This window comes from Acinetobacter sp. HR7 (genome assembly GCF_000773685.1).
GTDB lineage: Bacteria > Pseudomonadota > Gammaproteobacteria > Pseudomonadales > Moraxellaceae > Acinetobacter > Acinetobacter thermotolerans.
The window spans coordinates 14,300-29,445 of sequence record NZ_JPQO01000210.1 but is presented as its reverse complement, the minus strand read 5'-3'; the positions used below and the strand labels follow the sequence as shown (position 1 = coordinate 29,445).

The following is a 15,146-nucleotide window of genomic DNA, read 5'->3' as shown; positions in this document are numbered from 1 at the left end:
GTGTTCAGCGGACGCTTACGAATAAATAAAGAAAAAGGGCTTTCATTTATATTTACACCCTCTTTTTTATTTTTCTCCCAGAGGGAGAAAAGAAAATGAAGGATGAAAGCCTTTTCTATTTTAAATCTTCATCACGATTCTTTTTTTCATAGAAGGCGCGACGACGCGTTTTTTGCCATGGTAACGGGCGTTCTAATGCTTCGGGTACTTCACCACTCATCGAGCGCAAACGTAGATGTAACGCAGCCTGCGCCATCAGGTTTGCAGATACCGGTGCAGTGATAAAGGCAAACAGGGTAATCAGGATCTCGGCAAAACCAAAGCGGCCAAACATCGCCGAGAAAATCATCGCAGCAATCAGGAAACTGCCGAGGCCCAAAGTACTGGATTTGGTCGGGGCATGCAGACGCATAAACAGATCCGGCAAACGCACCATGCCGATCCCACCAATCACCATAAAGAATGAACCTATAATCAGGAAAACCGAGACCAGAATTTCTAAATAAAGCTGCATCCGTATTCTCCTAATCGATCACATGGCCGGTGGTAAAGTAGCGTGCCAGTGCGGCGGTTGAGACAAAGCCTAGCATCGCCACCAGTAAAGCTCCTTCAAACATAAAGGTGCTGGTCCAGTAAATCCCTAAGATCACCACCAGACAGGTCGCATTCAGAAAAAGGGTATCCAGTGCTAGCAGGCGATCGACAATGGAGGGACCCATAACCAGACGCGCCAGACACAGGAACATAGAAATGGTCACAGCGCCCAGACTGATCAGCAAAGCATAGGGTAGGATGGTCATACCTGTTCTCCTTTCTGTGCACTAAAAATTTCAATCAGTGGACGTTCATAACGCTGTTTGATGGTTTCGATTTCTGCTGCCTCATCATCGGTACTTAAGGCATGCACCAGAATATCACCGCGGTCCTGGTCAATTCCGGCAGACACGGTACCTGGTGTGGTGGTGATGATCATTGCCAGCAAAGCATTCACTTCCTCATGCTCAGTATCCAGCGGTACCCGGAACCATTTCGGATGCAGGTTCTTGGTTGGACCCAGCACTAATATGGCGACTTTGATATTGGCCACAATCACATCCCAGATCACCACAAAAAACAGGCGGATTGCGGGCAGCCAGTGAATATTCGGGGTGTAGTCAATAAAGGGGCGGACCAGTCGTGGAATCAGGATAGCCAGAAAAATCGACGTCACCAGAGTTCCAGTATCAAGACTATGATTCAGCATGGCCCAGCTGATGCCGACAATCACCGAAACCAGCGGGTGAGGGAACCAGCGGCGCAAGAATGATTCTTTCATTATGGTCCTCCTTGTGGTTTCAGCTGGTTATCGCTTGGTGCACGTTGCTGTTCATGCTGTTGTTCCTGAATCTGGCGTTGCTTAAACTCAGAAATATTCTTACCTTCCAGTGTCGCCGGCGAAATTATATAAGGAATCAGATGTGCATTTGCATCTTGGACTTCACCACCATATTTGGTTTCCGGCACATATTCTGGATTAAATGGCTGTACGCTAATCACATTGCCTTCGGCATCACGCTTCAGCAAGGCAGCTTCATAAATGGCATGGTCTTTTATCTGCACGGCTGTGCTATGAGCATAATTATAGATCGGTGAAGCAAATACCACATAGGCCATCAGTCCAGCTAGCAACAGGTAAATCACCTTATCGTTACGAGCCGGCGCACGTTTTGGCAGAGCCTGATATTGAGCATGTGCTTCAGAATGCATGTTTTCATCCGGTTTGCTGGAACGCCAGAACAGGATAAAACCGACCCGGGTAAAAGCCAGAATACTGAGCAGGCTTACCACTAGCACGGTGATAATAATTAGTATCTGATAAGGTGAATCGGCAGTGGCCTGCAAAATAAAAATTTTGCCGAAGAAGCCGCTAAATGGGGGCAGACCAGCCATCATCAGGGCAATCAGGAAGTAAACAATCGACACCAAGGTATTCTGCTTCATCTGCGGCGCGATCTTGAAATGATCCTTGTATTCACCGCGCTGCGAAGTAATCCAGCCACAGAGCAGATAGAAGGTCGCGCCAATCACGGTACTATGTACCATATAGTACAGACCGCCGGCCCAGGCCTGGGTAGTATTCAGGGAAATCGCAATCAGAATGGTGCCGACAGAAGACAGGATCATAAAGCCGACAAAACGGCGCAGACGATCCGTGCCGATGGCACCAAAGGCCCCATACAGTGAAGTCACCAGACCAATGAATAACAGGATATTCATCAGAATCTGATGGCTGTACTCATCATCAAAGACCGTGCCATTGACTCTTAGAATCGCATAGATCCCGACCTTGGTCATGATGGTAAACACAGCGGCTACTGGCGTGGTCGCTACGGCATAGGTTTTTGGTAACCAGAAACCGACCGGCAGCATTGCCGCTTTAATCCCAAACACAGCAAACAGTAGCAGGGCACCGGCAACGGCCAGCTTGTGCTGGTCTGGTTGCAGCGTTGAGATCAGGCGCGCGACATCGGCCATATTCAGGCTACCGACACTGCCGTAGATCATTCCCAAACCAATCAGGAACATGGCAGAAGCCAGCAGGTTAATGGTCACATAGTGAATACCGAGCTGGAAACGGGCTTTGCCTTGTCCATGTAATAACAATACATAGGAGGCCATCAGCAGGATTTCAAAGAACACAAACAGGTTAAACAAGTCGCCTGTCAGGAAAGCACCACTTAGCCCCATCAGCAGGAAATGCATCATGGCATGGAAATACCGGCCACGAATATCCCAGTCGCGGCTAGCATACCAGATCACAGGAACCGCCAGCGCATAGGTCAGCACCAGCATCAGGGCGGAGAGTTGGTCTAGCACCAGCATGATGCCGAAAGGTGCCGACCATTCACTTAAGGTATAGACCTGAATCTGTCCCTGACTGGTACTGATCAGGTAGCCAATCGACATGATCAGACCGAGGAAGGTCGAGATATGGCTAATCCCGCGACGCCAAGGCTGACGCCAGTCAGTAATCAGGGAGCCTGAACCCGGATTGCCCAGCAGCACCAGAATAAAGGCGGTAAATGCTGGCAGGAGAATGCTGAAAATCGGTGTGTGTTGAACCCAGAAGTTGTAAAGATCAGTCATTAAGGCTCATCCTCACGCGGGTCATGTGATGGTATGTCTTCTTTGGAATCAACGTGGTCAGTTCCTGATTCATAACGGCTGCGCAGTGCTAGCTGCACAATAAAGGCGGTGGTGGCAAAGCCAATCACAATCGCCGTCAATACCAGTGCCTGTGGCAATGGGTCGGTTGATTTGGTGGTTTCAGTCAGTACGGCTGGGGCATTGAGCTGAATACGACCCATGGCAAATAAAAATAAATTTACCGCGTAGCCGATCATGGCCAGACCAAGAACCACCGGGAACGTACGTGCTCGCAGGATCAGGTAAATTCCGGTAGCCGTCAGGAGTCCAATTGCAGAGACCAATAAAAATTCGAGACTGATCATTGCATTATCCTCTTGGTACTGGGCCAGTCATACTGGTGTGACGTGAGTCTCCCAGTACGGAAATCATCAGCATGGTCGCGCCGAGCACGGTGACATAAACGCCGACATCAAACAGTGCTGCCGAAGCCAGATGCATATCTCCGAGCAGCGGCGGATGAACATGCACATGCGCACTGGTCAGGAATGGACGTGACCAGAACCATGCAGCAATCCCGGTCAGGCCCGCAATACTAAGACCAGCTCCGATCCAGATTTCATACAGCCGTCCAGACTTGGCACCGAGTAACTGTTCGGCCTGATCCTGACCAAGCGCGACATACTGGATTACTAATGCCAGCGAGGTAATCAGGCCAGCAATAAAGCCACCACCTGGCATGTTATGACCGCGCATAAAAATATATAGACTTACCACCAGTGCGACAGGCAATACCCAGGATGCAGTAACCCGCAGCATTAAAGGGGAGGGGTTAAAGCGGTAAGTCAAACCCTGAGTAATGGTGGCGCCGTGGGCACGCATACCATCCATTAGACTTAGTACGCCAATTGCGGCAATACCGAGCACGGTGATCTCACCGAAGGTATCGAAACCACGGAAATCCACCAGAATCACGTTAACCACGTTAGCACCGCCACCTAAAGGCAGAGACTGCTGCATAAAGAACCAGGAAATCGAATTATGGTCCCGGGTCAGAATTAGCCAGCTGATCCAGGCAATGCCAAGGCCACCGGCAACCGCAATAATGGCATCCCGCCAGCGACGGGTCGAGCTGGATTCATAAGGCGTTAGCTGTGGCAGCAGGGACAGGCTCATCAGCAGCAAGACTGTCGTCACAACATCGACGGTAATCTGGGTTAACGCCAGATCGGGCGCCGAGAAACAAATAAAGATCAGGGTCACTACCAGACCAACCGCACCACTAATTAACACAGCTTTAATCCGTTCATGATGGAACCACAGCATCATCCAGCAGGCCGAGAACAGTAGCAACCAGAGGACAATAGCCATTATCGGCGCATGAGTGAGCTCACGTGTCCCAGTACTCAAATTGTTGCCGAGTAGTGGAACCGCGACCAGCCCAACCGTAAAGATCACGATCCAGAGCAGATAGCTTTGCAGCTTGCCATTTTCAGTGGCGCGGCGGAACGTACGGGCATTCAGTAATAGGGATTTTAGGAACAGGTCAAACAGGATCCGGCCTTGTAATTTTCCTAGCATGGGATCCAGATCAATTTCACGAATGGTGCCTTTTTTAGCCAGTGCAAAATAGAATAGTACCCCACCGACCAGTGCGATCACACTCATCAATAACGGCGCGTTAAAACCATGCCAGATCGCCAGATGCACACCTTCAAAGGAAGAATTTTGTGTCACCGCATGGGTGATGCTATTGACGATATCTTCGACCAGTAGGGCAGGGAGCAGACCCACTAAAATACATAGTATGGCCAGAAAAGTTGCTGGTGCACGCATGCCAAAAGCCGGTTCATGGGCATTTTTATTCGGGACATAGGGGCCAACCGGGCCATCGAAGAATACGCCATGAATTAAACGGACTGAGTAAGCCACGGCGAAGATCCCGGCCAGTGTCGCAACAATCGCTGAAACAATCAGGACCGGGCCGTTTAAATTGGCCAGCAATTCGGTAAAGAACATTTCCTTGGACAAGAAGCCATTGGTCAGCGGAACACCTGCCATTGAAGCCGCAGTAACCATGGTCAGCGTTGCGGTATAAGGCAGTAATTGCCACAGGCCGGACAGCTTGCGCAGGTCCCGGGTACCAGATTCATGGTCAATGATTCCGGCAATCATAAACAGTGCTGCCTTGAAGGTAGCATGGTTGATGATATGGAAAATTGCAGCGGCCACTGCCAATGGTGTGCCAATGCCGAGCAGGCACATGATCAGGCCCAGATGGCTGATGGTGGAGTATGCCAACAGGCCTTTCAGGTCTTCCTTAAAAATGGCAAAGAAGGCGGCGATACACAGGGTAAACAGGCCGATAAAGGTGACAATATTATGGAACAGCGCAGCACCAGCAAAAATCGGCAACAGGCGTGCCACCAGAAACAGGCCGGCTTTTACCATGGTGGCCGAGTGCAGATAGGCAGACACAGGAGTGGGGGCAGCCATGGCATTCGGTAACCAAAAATGGAACGGAAACTGTGCACTTTTGGTAAATGCGCCGAGCAGGATCAGCAATAATGTAGGGATAAATAGCTGATGCGACTGGATCAGTTCGGTCATGGTCAGGATGGTATCAATCTGATAGGTTCCAGTGATCTGACCGAGCAGAATAAAACCACCGAGCATCGCCAGACCACCCATCCCGGTAATGGTCAGTGCCATCCGTGCACCGCGCTGGGCCGCATCATAATTGCTCCAGTAACCCACTAGCAGGAATGAAGAAATACTGGTGAGTTCCCAAAACACCAGCAGAATCATCAAGTTGTTCGACAATGAAATCCCGAGCATGGCAGCCATAAACAGCATCAGCAGCAGATAAAGCTTGCTCAGCGAATTCTTGGGACTCAGGTAATAATAGGCATAGATATAAATCAGAGTACCGATACCACTAATGAGCAGGCCAAACAACAAGCCAAGAGAATCCAGACGAAAGCTAAAATCAATACCTAGCTGAGGTAGCCAGGACCAGCTTTCAGTAATGACTGCACCGCCGAATACGGCAGGGGCCTGGCTCAGGAGTAAGGCAAAGCTGCTAAGACTGATGGCAATTGCGCCTAAGGCGGTTACCTCGCGCGAAAATCGTTTCAGCCACGAGACAAGGGTTGTGCCTAATACTAAGGGTAACAATATAATAATCGGCAGCACACTCGTATCCATTGTCGTGAGTTAGGTCATAAACCTAGGGTGAATCATTATCTTTCAAGGATTACAGGACGGCAAAGAGCAGTCCAAATGTCTCAATCTTGAAAACCAAAAACGTATTCAAAAGAATTAAAGCAGTTGTATTGCGCAACTCGTAAACGATAGCAAATTCCGATTTTACAATGAAAAATGCAAGTAATTCCGATCATATTACAGGACAACAACAACATCAATCATTTTGTGCACGCCTTGACCATTATACGAATTAGATGAGGATTGATGGGGTGCCCGCTTAAACAAACGGCTCAGATAAGAGCGAAAATAAAGATCAAACTTCACGATTCTATTGAGAAAATTGGCTGAGCTTGTTTACTTACAAAATAAAAAGCCCATCGCAAGAGAGATGGGCTTTTATTCATTTTGAATTTTAAAAGGGTGGCTGAGAAATCTGACTATCTTTCTGGCTGAGTAAGCGGAGCAGTTCCTGCTGCTGGTTTTCATCCAGTTGTTGCTGGATCAATTGCAACATTGATTCAGGCGTGACCTGTTCGATTTCCGGTTCTGTCAGGCTGTGTTCCTCTGCCTCCAACTCTTCTTCCGTTGCATCGAGTCCCAATTCTGCATAGAGTTGTTCAAACTGGTGCTGAATATTGTCAGGTTGAATGGCATACAGTTGCTGGTCTTCCAGTTGCAGGCACTGAAATTCAGCAGCCTGTTCCAGCAGTTCTGGACGATTACCGGTTGCCACAATCTGCAGCCCAGGAAAAGCCTGATTCAAACGCGAGAGAATCACCGCACTCATGTCCTGATCCAGCTGATGGTCAATACCATCAATCATCAAAATGCCGTTACCTTCCTTGCAAGGGAACAGGCTTTTCGGATTGAGCAGACATAACCGGCGCACGATATCCCCGATCAAGGCAATCCAGTTGCGGATGCTGTTCGGTAACTGTTGCAAGGTTTGGGTACGGCCCTGATAGGTGACCATCAGCTGTATTTTCGGCTGGTATTGCAGATACAGATTGGTCACTTCCGGCAGCACAATGGCTAAGGCTTCACGCAAGCTGTTGAGGCTCGGGGTATTTACCTGAATCTGCGCGTGTTCAATATGTTTGGCCAGTTCATCCAGATTGTGTTTTTTTTCCTGCTGTGATGCATGGTTTAGGATTTGTTCCAGAATCTGTGCGCTCTGGGCATTTTCAATATCACTGATTTCCCGGAACCATTCAAAAAAGCGGGTAAAAGTTGTAAAGGGAATGGCCGCGACTTCATAGGCATGTGAAGCCTGGAAAATCGCGGGATTATTTTTGCTGAGCAGATTGATTTCATTGACGAAACGCTCTGCCGGGTAATAGGCGATCAGCGGCAGACCGAGTATTGGGTCTTTGGCCAAAGCTTTTTGATACAAGCTGATCATAGCTTCGAGCTGCGTGGTTTCAGCTTTACTTAGTCCTACACCCTGGCTGTTCAGGGTTTTATACAGTTGCCAGCTGCATTCCTGGGTGGAAACCGTTTGCTGGTCGCTACTTTCAGGAAAGCTGCCAATTTCTTCGGGGAAACGAACTTTGATGTCAATTTTGGATTGCAGCCGGTGCTGCATGATGTCCTGATCCAGCATCACCACACCGGCGGTACGCAGGTCACGGTAACGTGCCGCAAACCAGGTCAGTGCCTGATATAGATGACGCAGCAGGGCGGTTTTGCCGCTACCCTGATCACCCAGAATTAGCGTGACTGGCAGCTTGTGATAATGAAATTCGAGTTTAATATCAGAAAAGTGCAGGGAGTGTTTCAGTTGTATGGATTCGACTTGCATAGACCACCTATCGTGATGCCTACATCCATGCCTAGCCGGCTGCTTGTCTCAAAGATTGAGGCATTGTGATTTTCAGCTGTTGAATCAGGTCATAAATGTGGTGAATATTTAAGCTTACTTTAGCACGTGTACAGGCCACGTAAAGCAGCCTTAACTCTTCATCACTGATCTTGTGATCCTTTTCATTCAGTTTGAACTGGTAATCATCTTCGATATGCACGCGATTCCATTCCAGGCCTTTGGCCTTGTGTGCTGTGGAGATGATGTATTCAGCCTGACCAATCGGAGTGATTTTGGCCAAGGCACTTTTCAGCGGATCGGTGCCATGTTCATCCACCAGTTTGACCAGTGGCTTGATGTCACTGCCCTCATTGGTTTCGCAGTATTCATGTACATCATGCCAGGAATTAAACCAAGCCAGTTCCGGTACATCGACTACGCGTTTGCCCTGTTTTAGCATCGCCGCGGCATCGACAAAACGATTCAGCTTGGCATGATCGGCCTGCAGACTGACTTTTTCACCACGCACCAGACCCGCGAGCAGCAGCTCCATCGCCCGGGCATTGGTCCGGCATAAAATCGCATCGCGCATTTTGGTATGCGGTTTATTGACCACTTTAGAATTTAAATGCGGGTTGCCGAGCAAGGGCACAGTTTCATTCAGTGCACCCAAAATGGCATTGGCATTCAGGGCAATCTCAGGACCAAAACGGAAGGAAGTGGTCAGACGTGATTCCGGGAGTGGCAATTGCTGCATGGCATTGACCGCACCACGCCAGGCATAAATCTGCTGATGTGCATCACCGACATAAATCACTTGAGTGCTGCGCTGTTTCAGTAAAATGCCCAGCATCAGTGGATCGGCATCCTGGGCTTCATCAAACAGGACATAATCAGCTGGAATGTTCGGTTCAGACAATGCCCACAGTTTCAGGTAAATGTCATGTCCGATGCCGGCCTGATGATTCGGATCAATGGATTCCAGCCAGCGACGTTCAACAGCTGGGTAGAGCTTTTTCTGCAAGGCATCGACATCATCTGGATGCAGCCAGCTCGGCGCCTGAATATGTCGCGGGGCAGGGTACTGCGAACTGGTCGAGCAAAAATAGCTGACTGCATTGGCGACCAGACTGGCTAGGCGTGACGGCATCATCACATATTTTTCATAACGACCGCCCATCATACGGCGCAAGGTCATCGGCTCAAGGCGATATTCCTTGGCAATAAAACTTGGACTCAGACGTGGCAGGCGCAGCTTATCGGTGACTCCACGTGGAACACTGCGGAAGGCCAGCGAGTGGAACGTTCGGCAATCCACACCGCGATGGAATTTATTTTGTGCTTCAGTGGCAATCGACTTGTTAAATGCCAGATACATGCCACGCCGCTCGGGCATGGCATCACTGATCATCTGTAAAGTCGTGGTTTTACCTGTGCCGGCATAGGCAATGACCTTAAAGGATTTGCCCAGACGTGCGTTATCAATGGCAGTGGCCTGCTCATAGGTGGCGCTCGGTTTATTAGTCGCTGACACAGGTAAATTCAAGACTTAGTGCTGACGGTTGGCTTTTTCAACCAGACCGGACAGACCCTGACGGCGTGCCAGTTCATTCAGTACCAGTTGTGGATCCAGGTCGAAGTAACCCAGCATTACGATGGTATGGAACCACAAGTCTGCCACTTCGTAGATCAGGTCATTTTTGTTGTCTTCATTGGCTTCAAATTTGAAATCTTTGGCAGCAATGATGGTTTCAACACTTTCTTCACCAACTTTTTCCAGAATTTTATTCAGGCCTTTGTGATACAGCTTAGCGACATAAGAAGAATCCGGATCAGCTTTTTTACGGTCTGCCATCATTTTACCCAGATAAGACAGTACTTCGACCTGTTCTGATTTGGCATTAGAAGCATTCATGGCAAGGGTATGCGGATTTTTTGATTTTTCGCCGTAGATTGCTACTGGATCCTTGATTTGTGCATCGACAATTTCCCAGCCATTCGGTGTCAATTTGCGGTAGAAGCAGGATTCACGACCGGTATGGCAGGCAATACCACCATGCTGTTCGATTTGTAAAATGATCACATCCGCATCACAGTCCAGACGGATTTCATGTACGGTCTGGAAATGACCAGATTCTTCGCCCTTATGCCATAACTTGTTGCGAGAACGTGAGAAATACACGGCCTGATTCTTCTCTGCAGTCAATGCCAGTGCTTCACGGTTCATCCACGCTACCATCAATACGCGACCAGTTTGATGATGCTGAGCAATGGCAGGTACCAGACCTTGTTCGTTAAATTTTACTTCATCGAGCCATTGCAGGTTATTCATAAGGGTGTCCATTTGTTAAATCAGAAATTAAATGTTGCAGTTATGCGGATTAAAAATATCCGGTGAATAGTGTACGTGATCTGGGAGCGTTTGCGGCAAAAATCTGCATGTGAAATGACAGGATCTGTCGTGACTGTACGGGCTATTTCAATTGAAGCGTGATCAAAACAATCAAGCCGCCTGTTGGCGGCTTGATGCAAATCGAGTTTGAATAAAACTTACCAGTGCTCACCCGGGAAGATACGCGCATATGCTTTTTGCACCCAATTCAGTTTTTGTGGCTGGCCGACAGAAGCAGATGAACTTGGGAACAGATTAAAGCCAATCGACATCAGCTTGTTATTAATGTCTGGGGCAATCGCATAGGTGATCGATGCCAGACGGCCCAGATTGGTCGCCACTTTCTTCGGACGTTTCACAATCGCATGGGCAATCAGATCCGATGCTTCTTCAGGAGACAGCGTTGGCACATATTTATAGATCTTGGTTGGCGCAATCATTGGCGTACGTACCAGTGGCATATAGATTGAAGTAATCGCGATCTTGTGCGAATTCACTTCTGCAGACAGACAACGACTGAAAGCATCCAGTGCAGCTTTTGATGCCACATACGCCGAGAAGCGGGTAGCATTGGCCAAGACACCAATCGAGCTGATGTTAATGATATGGCCCTGACGACGCATCATCATGTGTGGCAGGATATTCATCACCAAACGCACAGCACCGAAATAATTCAGCTGCATGGTCCGTTCAAAGTCGTGGAAGCGATCTACTGATTCATGCACGGCACGGCGGATGGAACGGCCAGCATTATTGATCAGGATATCAATGTGGTCGACAGAGGCCATAATCTGCTTCGCGACTTCATCAATTGCTTCAAGATTATTTAAATCACAAGGAAAAACCGAAGCCATCCCCCCTTTAGCTTCAATTTCTTCTTTGACTTGATCAAGGGTTTCTTTGGTACGTGCCACGAGTAAAACATGTGCACCTGCATCTGCCAGACGATGTGCTGCAGTCAGACCGATACCACTGGATGCGCCAGTAATGAGGATGGTTTTGCCTTGAACTCGTTTCTTCAAATGTTTCTGTAGTTTGGATTTCACGGTTATTTATTCCTGAATAATGCGCTGTAGATTTACGTTTTTTCTTATTTGGTTTTTACGTAGATATGTACAAAACTTTGTACACCTTGGAGTCTTTATATAATAAACAAATATGCAGGAAAATCTAGAGAATAAGTGATTGAAAATAAGAGGATTTTTAGAGTAATTGCTCTATTTTTAAACTATGTTTCAATTGATATTTATAGTGATCTAACCATAGGATAAAGCTCGGGAAAAGTAAAGTGATCATAAAAAAACTCCATCAAAAATGATGGAGTTTCGTGCTTCAAAATGGCGCTTAGACGGCTGCAAGCGACTGTTCAAGGTCGGCAATCAGGTCATCAATATGTTCAATCCCGATCGACAGACGAACCATGTCTTCACTGACACCAGCTGACTTGAGTTCTTCTGGATTGAGCTGACGGTGAGTCGTGGTTGCCGGGTGGCAGGCCAGACTCTTGGCATCCCCAATATTGACCAGACGGGTGAACAATTGCAGGGCATCGATAAAACGCGCACCGCCTTCACGGCCACCTTCCACACCAAAAGTCAGGATTGCAGAAGGTTTGCCTTTCACATATTTTTGCGCCAAGGCATGCTGTGGATGGTCTTTCAGACCGGCATAATTGACCCATTTTACTTTTGGATGTTGTTGCAAATATTCTGCAACTTTCAGCGCGTTATAGGTGTGGCGTTCCATACGCAGGCTTAAAGTTTCCAGTCCTTGTAGAATCAGGAATACGTTTTGTGGGCTGATTGCAGCACCAGTATTCCGCAGTGGCACTACGCGGGCACGGGCGATATAAGCAGCTTCACCGAGTGCTTCGACATAATTCACGCCATGATAGCTTGGATCAGGCGTATTCAGCGCTTTAAAACGTTCTGGATAGTTGCCCCACGGGAATTTACCGCTATCCACGATAATGCCACCGATCGAATTACCATGACCGCCAATATATTTGGTCAGTGAGTGCACCACAATGTCGGCACCGAAATCAAAAGACTTCTGCAGCACAGGAGTTGCCACCGTATTGTCGACAATTACTGGTACACCGTATTCATGGGCGATTTTGGAAATTGCTTCGAGGTCAATAATATTACCGAGTGGGTTACCAATTGATTCCACAAAGACCAGTTTGGTTTTGTCATCAATCAGGTCACGCAGTGCTTCCGGATTCTGATAATCAAAGAAGCGTACTTCAATGCCTTGTTTTGGCAGGGTATGTGCGAATAGGTTATAAGTACCGCCATATAAAGTTGAAACCGAAGCAATATTGTCGCCGGCTTCAGCAATGGTCTGAATCGCGTAGGTAATTGCAGCCATACCAGAGGCCAGTGCCAGTGCGCCAATCCCGCCTTCCAGCGCTGCAACACGTTGTTCCAGTACCGCAGTGGTTGGGTTCATGATGCGGGTATAAATATTGCCCTGAACTTTCAGATCAAACAGGTCAGCACCATGCTGGGTATTATCAAAAGCATAAGAAGTGGTTTGATAAATCGGCACTGCTACGGCTTTGGTGGTTGGTTCAGGGGTGTAACCGGCGTGAATGGCTAAAGTTTCTGGTTTGTAAGTCATAGTGATAGATCTTCTATTGTATTTTGTTAGGATGAAAACTGATCAAATATTAGCACTTGCAATATCAAGAAAAGCACATATTTATTCAAATAATTATCCTATTTAGCGATATAGCGTCAACAGCATAAGCGAACTTTTGTTCGATAACGTGATGCTTGAAAAATAATCGGGGCTAAACTTGTAACAAGCCATTAACTTCATGTGAATGGCTTATGTTTTCGAGACATTCTGCGTATAATAGCCGATTATTTTTTCGCTCATTATGAGCAGGGGATCGCAACTTTCAATCCCCATTCTGGTTTTACTATTGAGGAGTCCTACGTGGCCCAATATATTTACACGATGAACCGTGTGTCTAAGATGGTTCCGCCGAAGCGCGAAATCTTGAAAGACATCTCTTTATCATTTTTCCCAGGTGCCAAAATTGGTGTACTTGGTCTAAACGGTGCAGGTAAATCGACCTTGCTTCGTATTATGGCGGGCGTAGATAAAGATTTCTCTGGTGAAGCACGTGCACAGCCAGGTATCAAAATCGGCTACCTTGAACAAGAACCACCGCTGGACCCAACCAAAGATGTCCGTGGTAACGTTGAAGATGGCGTGCGTGAAGCACTGGACGCGCTTGAACGTCTGGATCAGGTCTTTGCTGAATATGCCGATCCAGATGCTGACTTTGATGCTTTGGCAAAAGAGCAGGAAAAACTGGAAGCGATTATCCAGACTTGGGATGCGCACAACCTGAATAACCAGCTGGAACAGGCTGCGGCAGCACTAAACTTGCCAGCTTGGGATGCAGACGTGACCAAACTGTCGGGTGGTGAACGCCGTCGTGTGGCACTGTGCCGTTTGCTGCTGTCTAAACCAGACATGTTGCTTCTTGATGAACCGACTAACCACTTGGATGCAGAATCTGTATCTTGGCTGGAACGCTTCCTGAAAGATTTCCCAGGCACAATTGTGGCGATTACCCACGACCGTTACTTCCTGGATAATGTAGCTGAGTGGATTCTGGAGCTTGACCGTGGACATGGTATTCCTTACCAAGGCAACTATTCTTCTTGGCTGGAACAAAAAAATGCCCGTTTAGAGCAGGAACAGAAGCAGGAAGAATCTTTTGCTAAAGCATTGAAAAAAGAACTTGAATGGGTTCGTGCCAATGCCAAAGGCCAGCAAAAGAAAAACAAGGCGCGTATGGAGCGCTTCGAAGAGCTTAACTCTCGCGAATTCCAGCAACGTAACGAAACTTCTGAAATCTATATTCCACCTGGTCCACGTCTGGGTAACAAGGTAGTTGAAGTTGAAAACATCAGCAAATCTTTCGGCGACCGTCTGCTGTATAAAGATTTGTCTTTCAGCGTACCACCAGCTGCAATTGTCGGTATCGTGGGTCCAAACGGTGCGGGTAAAACTACGCTATTCCGTATGATGACTGGTGAACAGCAACCAGATACCGGTACGGTAACTCTAGGTGACTCTGTAAAAGTGGCGTATGTTGGCCAGATCCGTGACACACTGGATGATAACAAAACCGTTTGGGAAGAAGTGTCTGGCGGTCTGGATATCCTGAAAGTGGGTGATTACGAAATTGCCTCTCGTGCCTATATCGGTCGCTTTAACTTCAAAGGTCAGGATCAGCAAAAACGTGTAGGCGAATTGTCTGGTGGTGAGCGTAACCGTCTGCAATTGGCGAAAATCCTGCAACAGGGTGCAAACGTGATCCTGCTGGATGAACCATCAAACGACTTGGATGTAGAAACTCTACGTGCACTGGAAGATGCGATTCTGGTCTTCCCAGGTACCGTGATGGTGGTATCGCACGACCGTTGGTTCCTGGACCGTATTGCGACACACATCCTGTCATTTGAAGATGAAACTCCAGAATTCTTCACTGGTAACTATACTGAGTTTGAAGAATACCGCCGTAAGAAATATGGTGATGATCTGGCAATCAAACGTCAGAAATATCGCAAAATTGGTGGCTAAACCCATCTAATCGAA

General features: G+C 47.8%; 12 protein-coding genes. 1 reads left to right on the top strand and 11 read right to left on the bottom strand.

Annotated elements, in window-relative coordinates:
* Positions 1-115 precede the first annotated feature (115 nt).
* From GW12_RS13530 to GW12_RS13480, 11 genes are all read right to left on the bottom strand, one after another.
* Positions 116-514: a Na+/H+ antiporter subunit G gene (locus GW12_RS13530; protein ID WP_034588491.1), complete on the bottom strand. Its 399-nt coding sequence runs from the start codon at positions 512-514 to the stop codon at positions 116-118.
* A gap of 10 nt (positions 515-524) precedes the next feature.
* Positions 525-800, bottom strand: a complete 276-nt coding sequence (locus GW12_RS13525; RefSeq protein ID WP_034588490.1) for a monovalent cation/H+ antiporter subunit F — start codon at positions 798-800, stop codon at positions 525-527.
* Positions 797-1,315, bottom strand: coding sequence for a Na+/H+ antiporter subunit E (locus GW12_RS13520; RefSeq protein WP_034588488.1), 519 nt, complete (start codon positions 1,313-1,315; stop codon positions 797-799). Before GW12_RS13520 ends, GW12_RS13525 begins: the two co-directional genes overlap by 4 nt.
* The gene (locus GW12_RS13515; RefSeq protein WP_034588485.1) at positions 1,315-3,126 is read right to left on the bottom strand and encodes a monovalent cation/H+ antiporter subunit D; all 1,812 of its coding nucleotides are present in this window, start codon (positions 3,124-3,126) and stop codon (positions 1,315-1,317) included. The genes GW12_RS13520 and GW12_RS13515 overlap by 1 nt, the downstream gene beginning before the upstream one ends.
* Positions 3,126-3,491 carry a Na+/H+ antiporter subunit C gene (locus tag GW12_RS13510; protein WP_034588481.1) on the bottom strand — a complete coding sequence of 122 codons (366 nt, stop codon included), beginning with the start codon at positions 3,489-3,491 and terminating at the stop codon, positions 3,126-3,128. Before GW12_RS13510 ends, GW12_RS13515 begins: the two co-directional genes overlap by 1 nt.
* A 4-nt stretch (positions 3,492-3,495) precedes the next feature.
* Positions 3,496-6,333 carry a monovalent cation/H+ antiporter subunit A gene (locus tag GW12_RS13505; RefSeq protein ID WP_034588479.1) on the bottom strand — a complete coding sequence of 946 codons (2,838 nt, stop codon included), beginning with the start codon at positions 6,331-6,333 and terminating at the stop codon, positions 3,496-3,498.
* A gap of 412 nt (positions 6,334-6,745) precedes the next feature.
* Entirely contained in the window at positions 6,746-8,134 is a 1,389-nt protein-coding gene (locus GW12_RS13500; protein WP_034588478.1) for an AAA family ATPase, read from the bottom strand.
* A gap of 31 nt (positions 8,135-8,165) precedes the next feature.
* Positions 8,166-9,668 (bottom strand): UvrD-helicase domain-containing protein, encoded by a 1,503-nt coding sequence (locus tag GW12_RS13495; protein WP_034588475.1) that lies wholly within the window; start codon positions 9,666-9,668, stop codon positions 8,166-8,168.
* A gap of 15 nt (positions 9,669-9,683) precedes the next feature.
* A complete protein-coding gene (hisIE, locus tag GW12_RS13490) occupies positions 9,684-10,466 on the bottom strand; it encodes a bifunctional phosphoribosyl-AMP cyclohydrolase/phosphoribosyl-ATP diphosphatase HisIE (RefSeq protein ID WP_034588472.1) in 783 nt (260 codons plus the stop codon).
* Between the two features lie 218 nt (positions 10,467-10,684).
* The gene (locus GW12_RS13485; RefSeq protein ID WP_034588469.1) at positions 10,685-11,572 is read right to left on the bottom strand and encodes an SDR family NAD(P)-dependent oxidoreductase; all 888 of its coding nucleotides are present in this window, start codon (positions 11,570-11,572) and stop codon (positions 10,685-10,687) included.
* A 298-nt stretch (positions 11,573-11,870) separates the two neighbouring features.
* Complete coding sequence (locus GW12_RS13480; RefSeq protein ID WP_034588467.1) at positions 11,871-13,148, bottom strand: O-acetylhomoserine aminocarboxypropyltransferase/cysteine synthase family protein; 1,278 nt, start codon at positions 13,146-13,148, stop codon at positions 11,871-11,873.
* A 321-nt stretch (positions 13,149-13,469) separates the two neighbouring features.
* Between GW12_RS13480 and ettA the strand changes: the two genes are divergently transcribed.
* Positions 13,470-15,131: an energy-dependent translational throttle protein EttA gene (gene ettA, locus GW12_RS13475; RefSeq protein WP_034588465.1), complete on the top strand. Its 1,662-nt coding sequence runs from the start codon at positions 13,470-13,472 to the stop codon at positions 15,129-15,131.
* Positions 15,132-15,146: the final 15 nt, after the last annotated feature.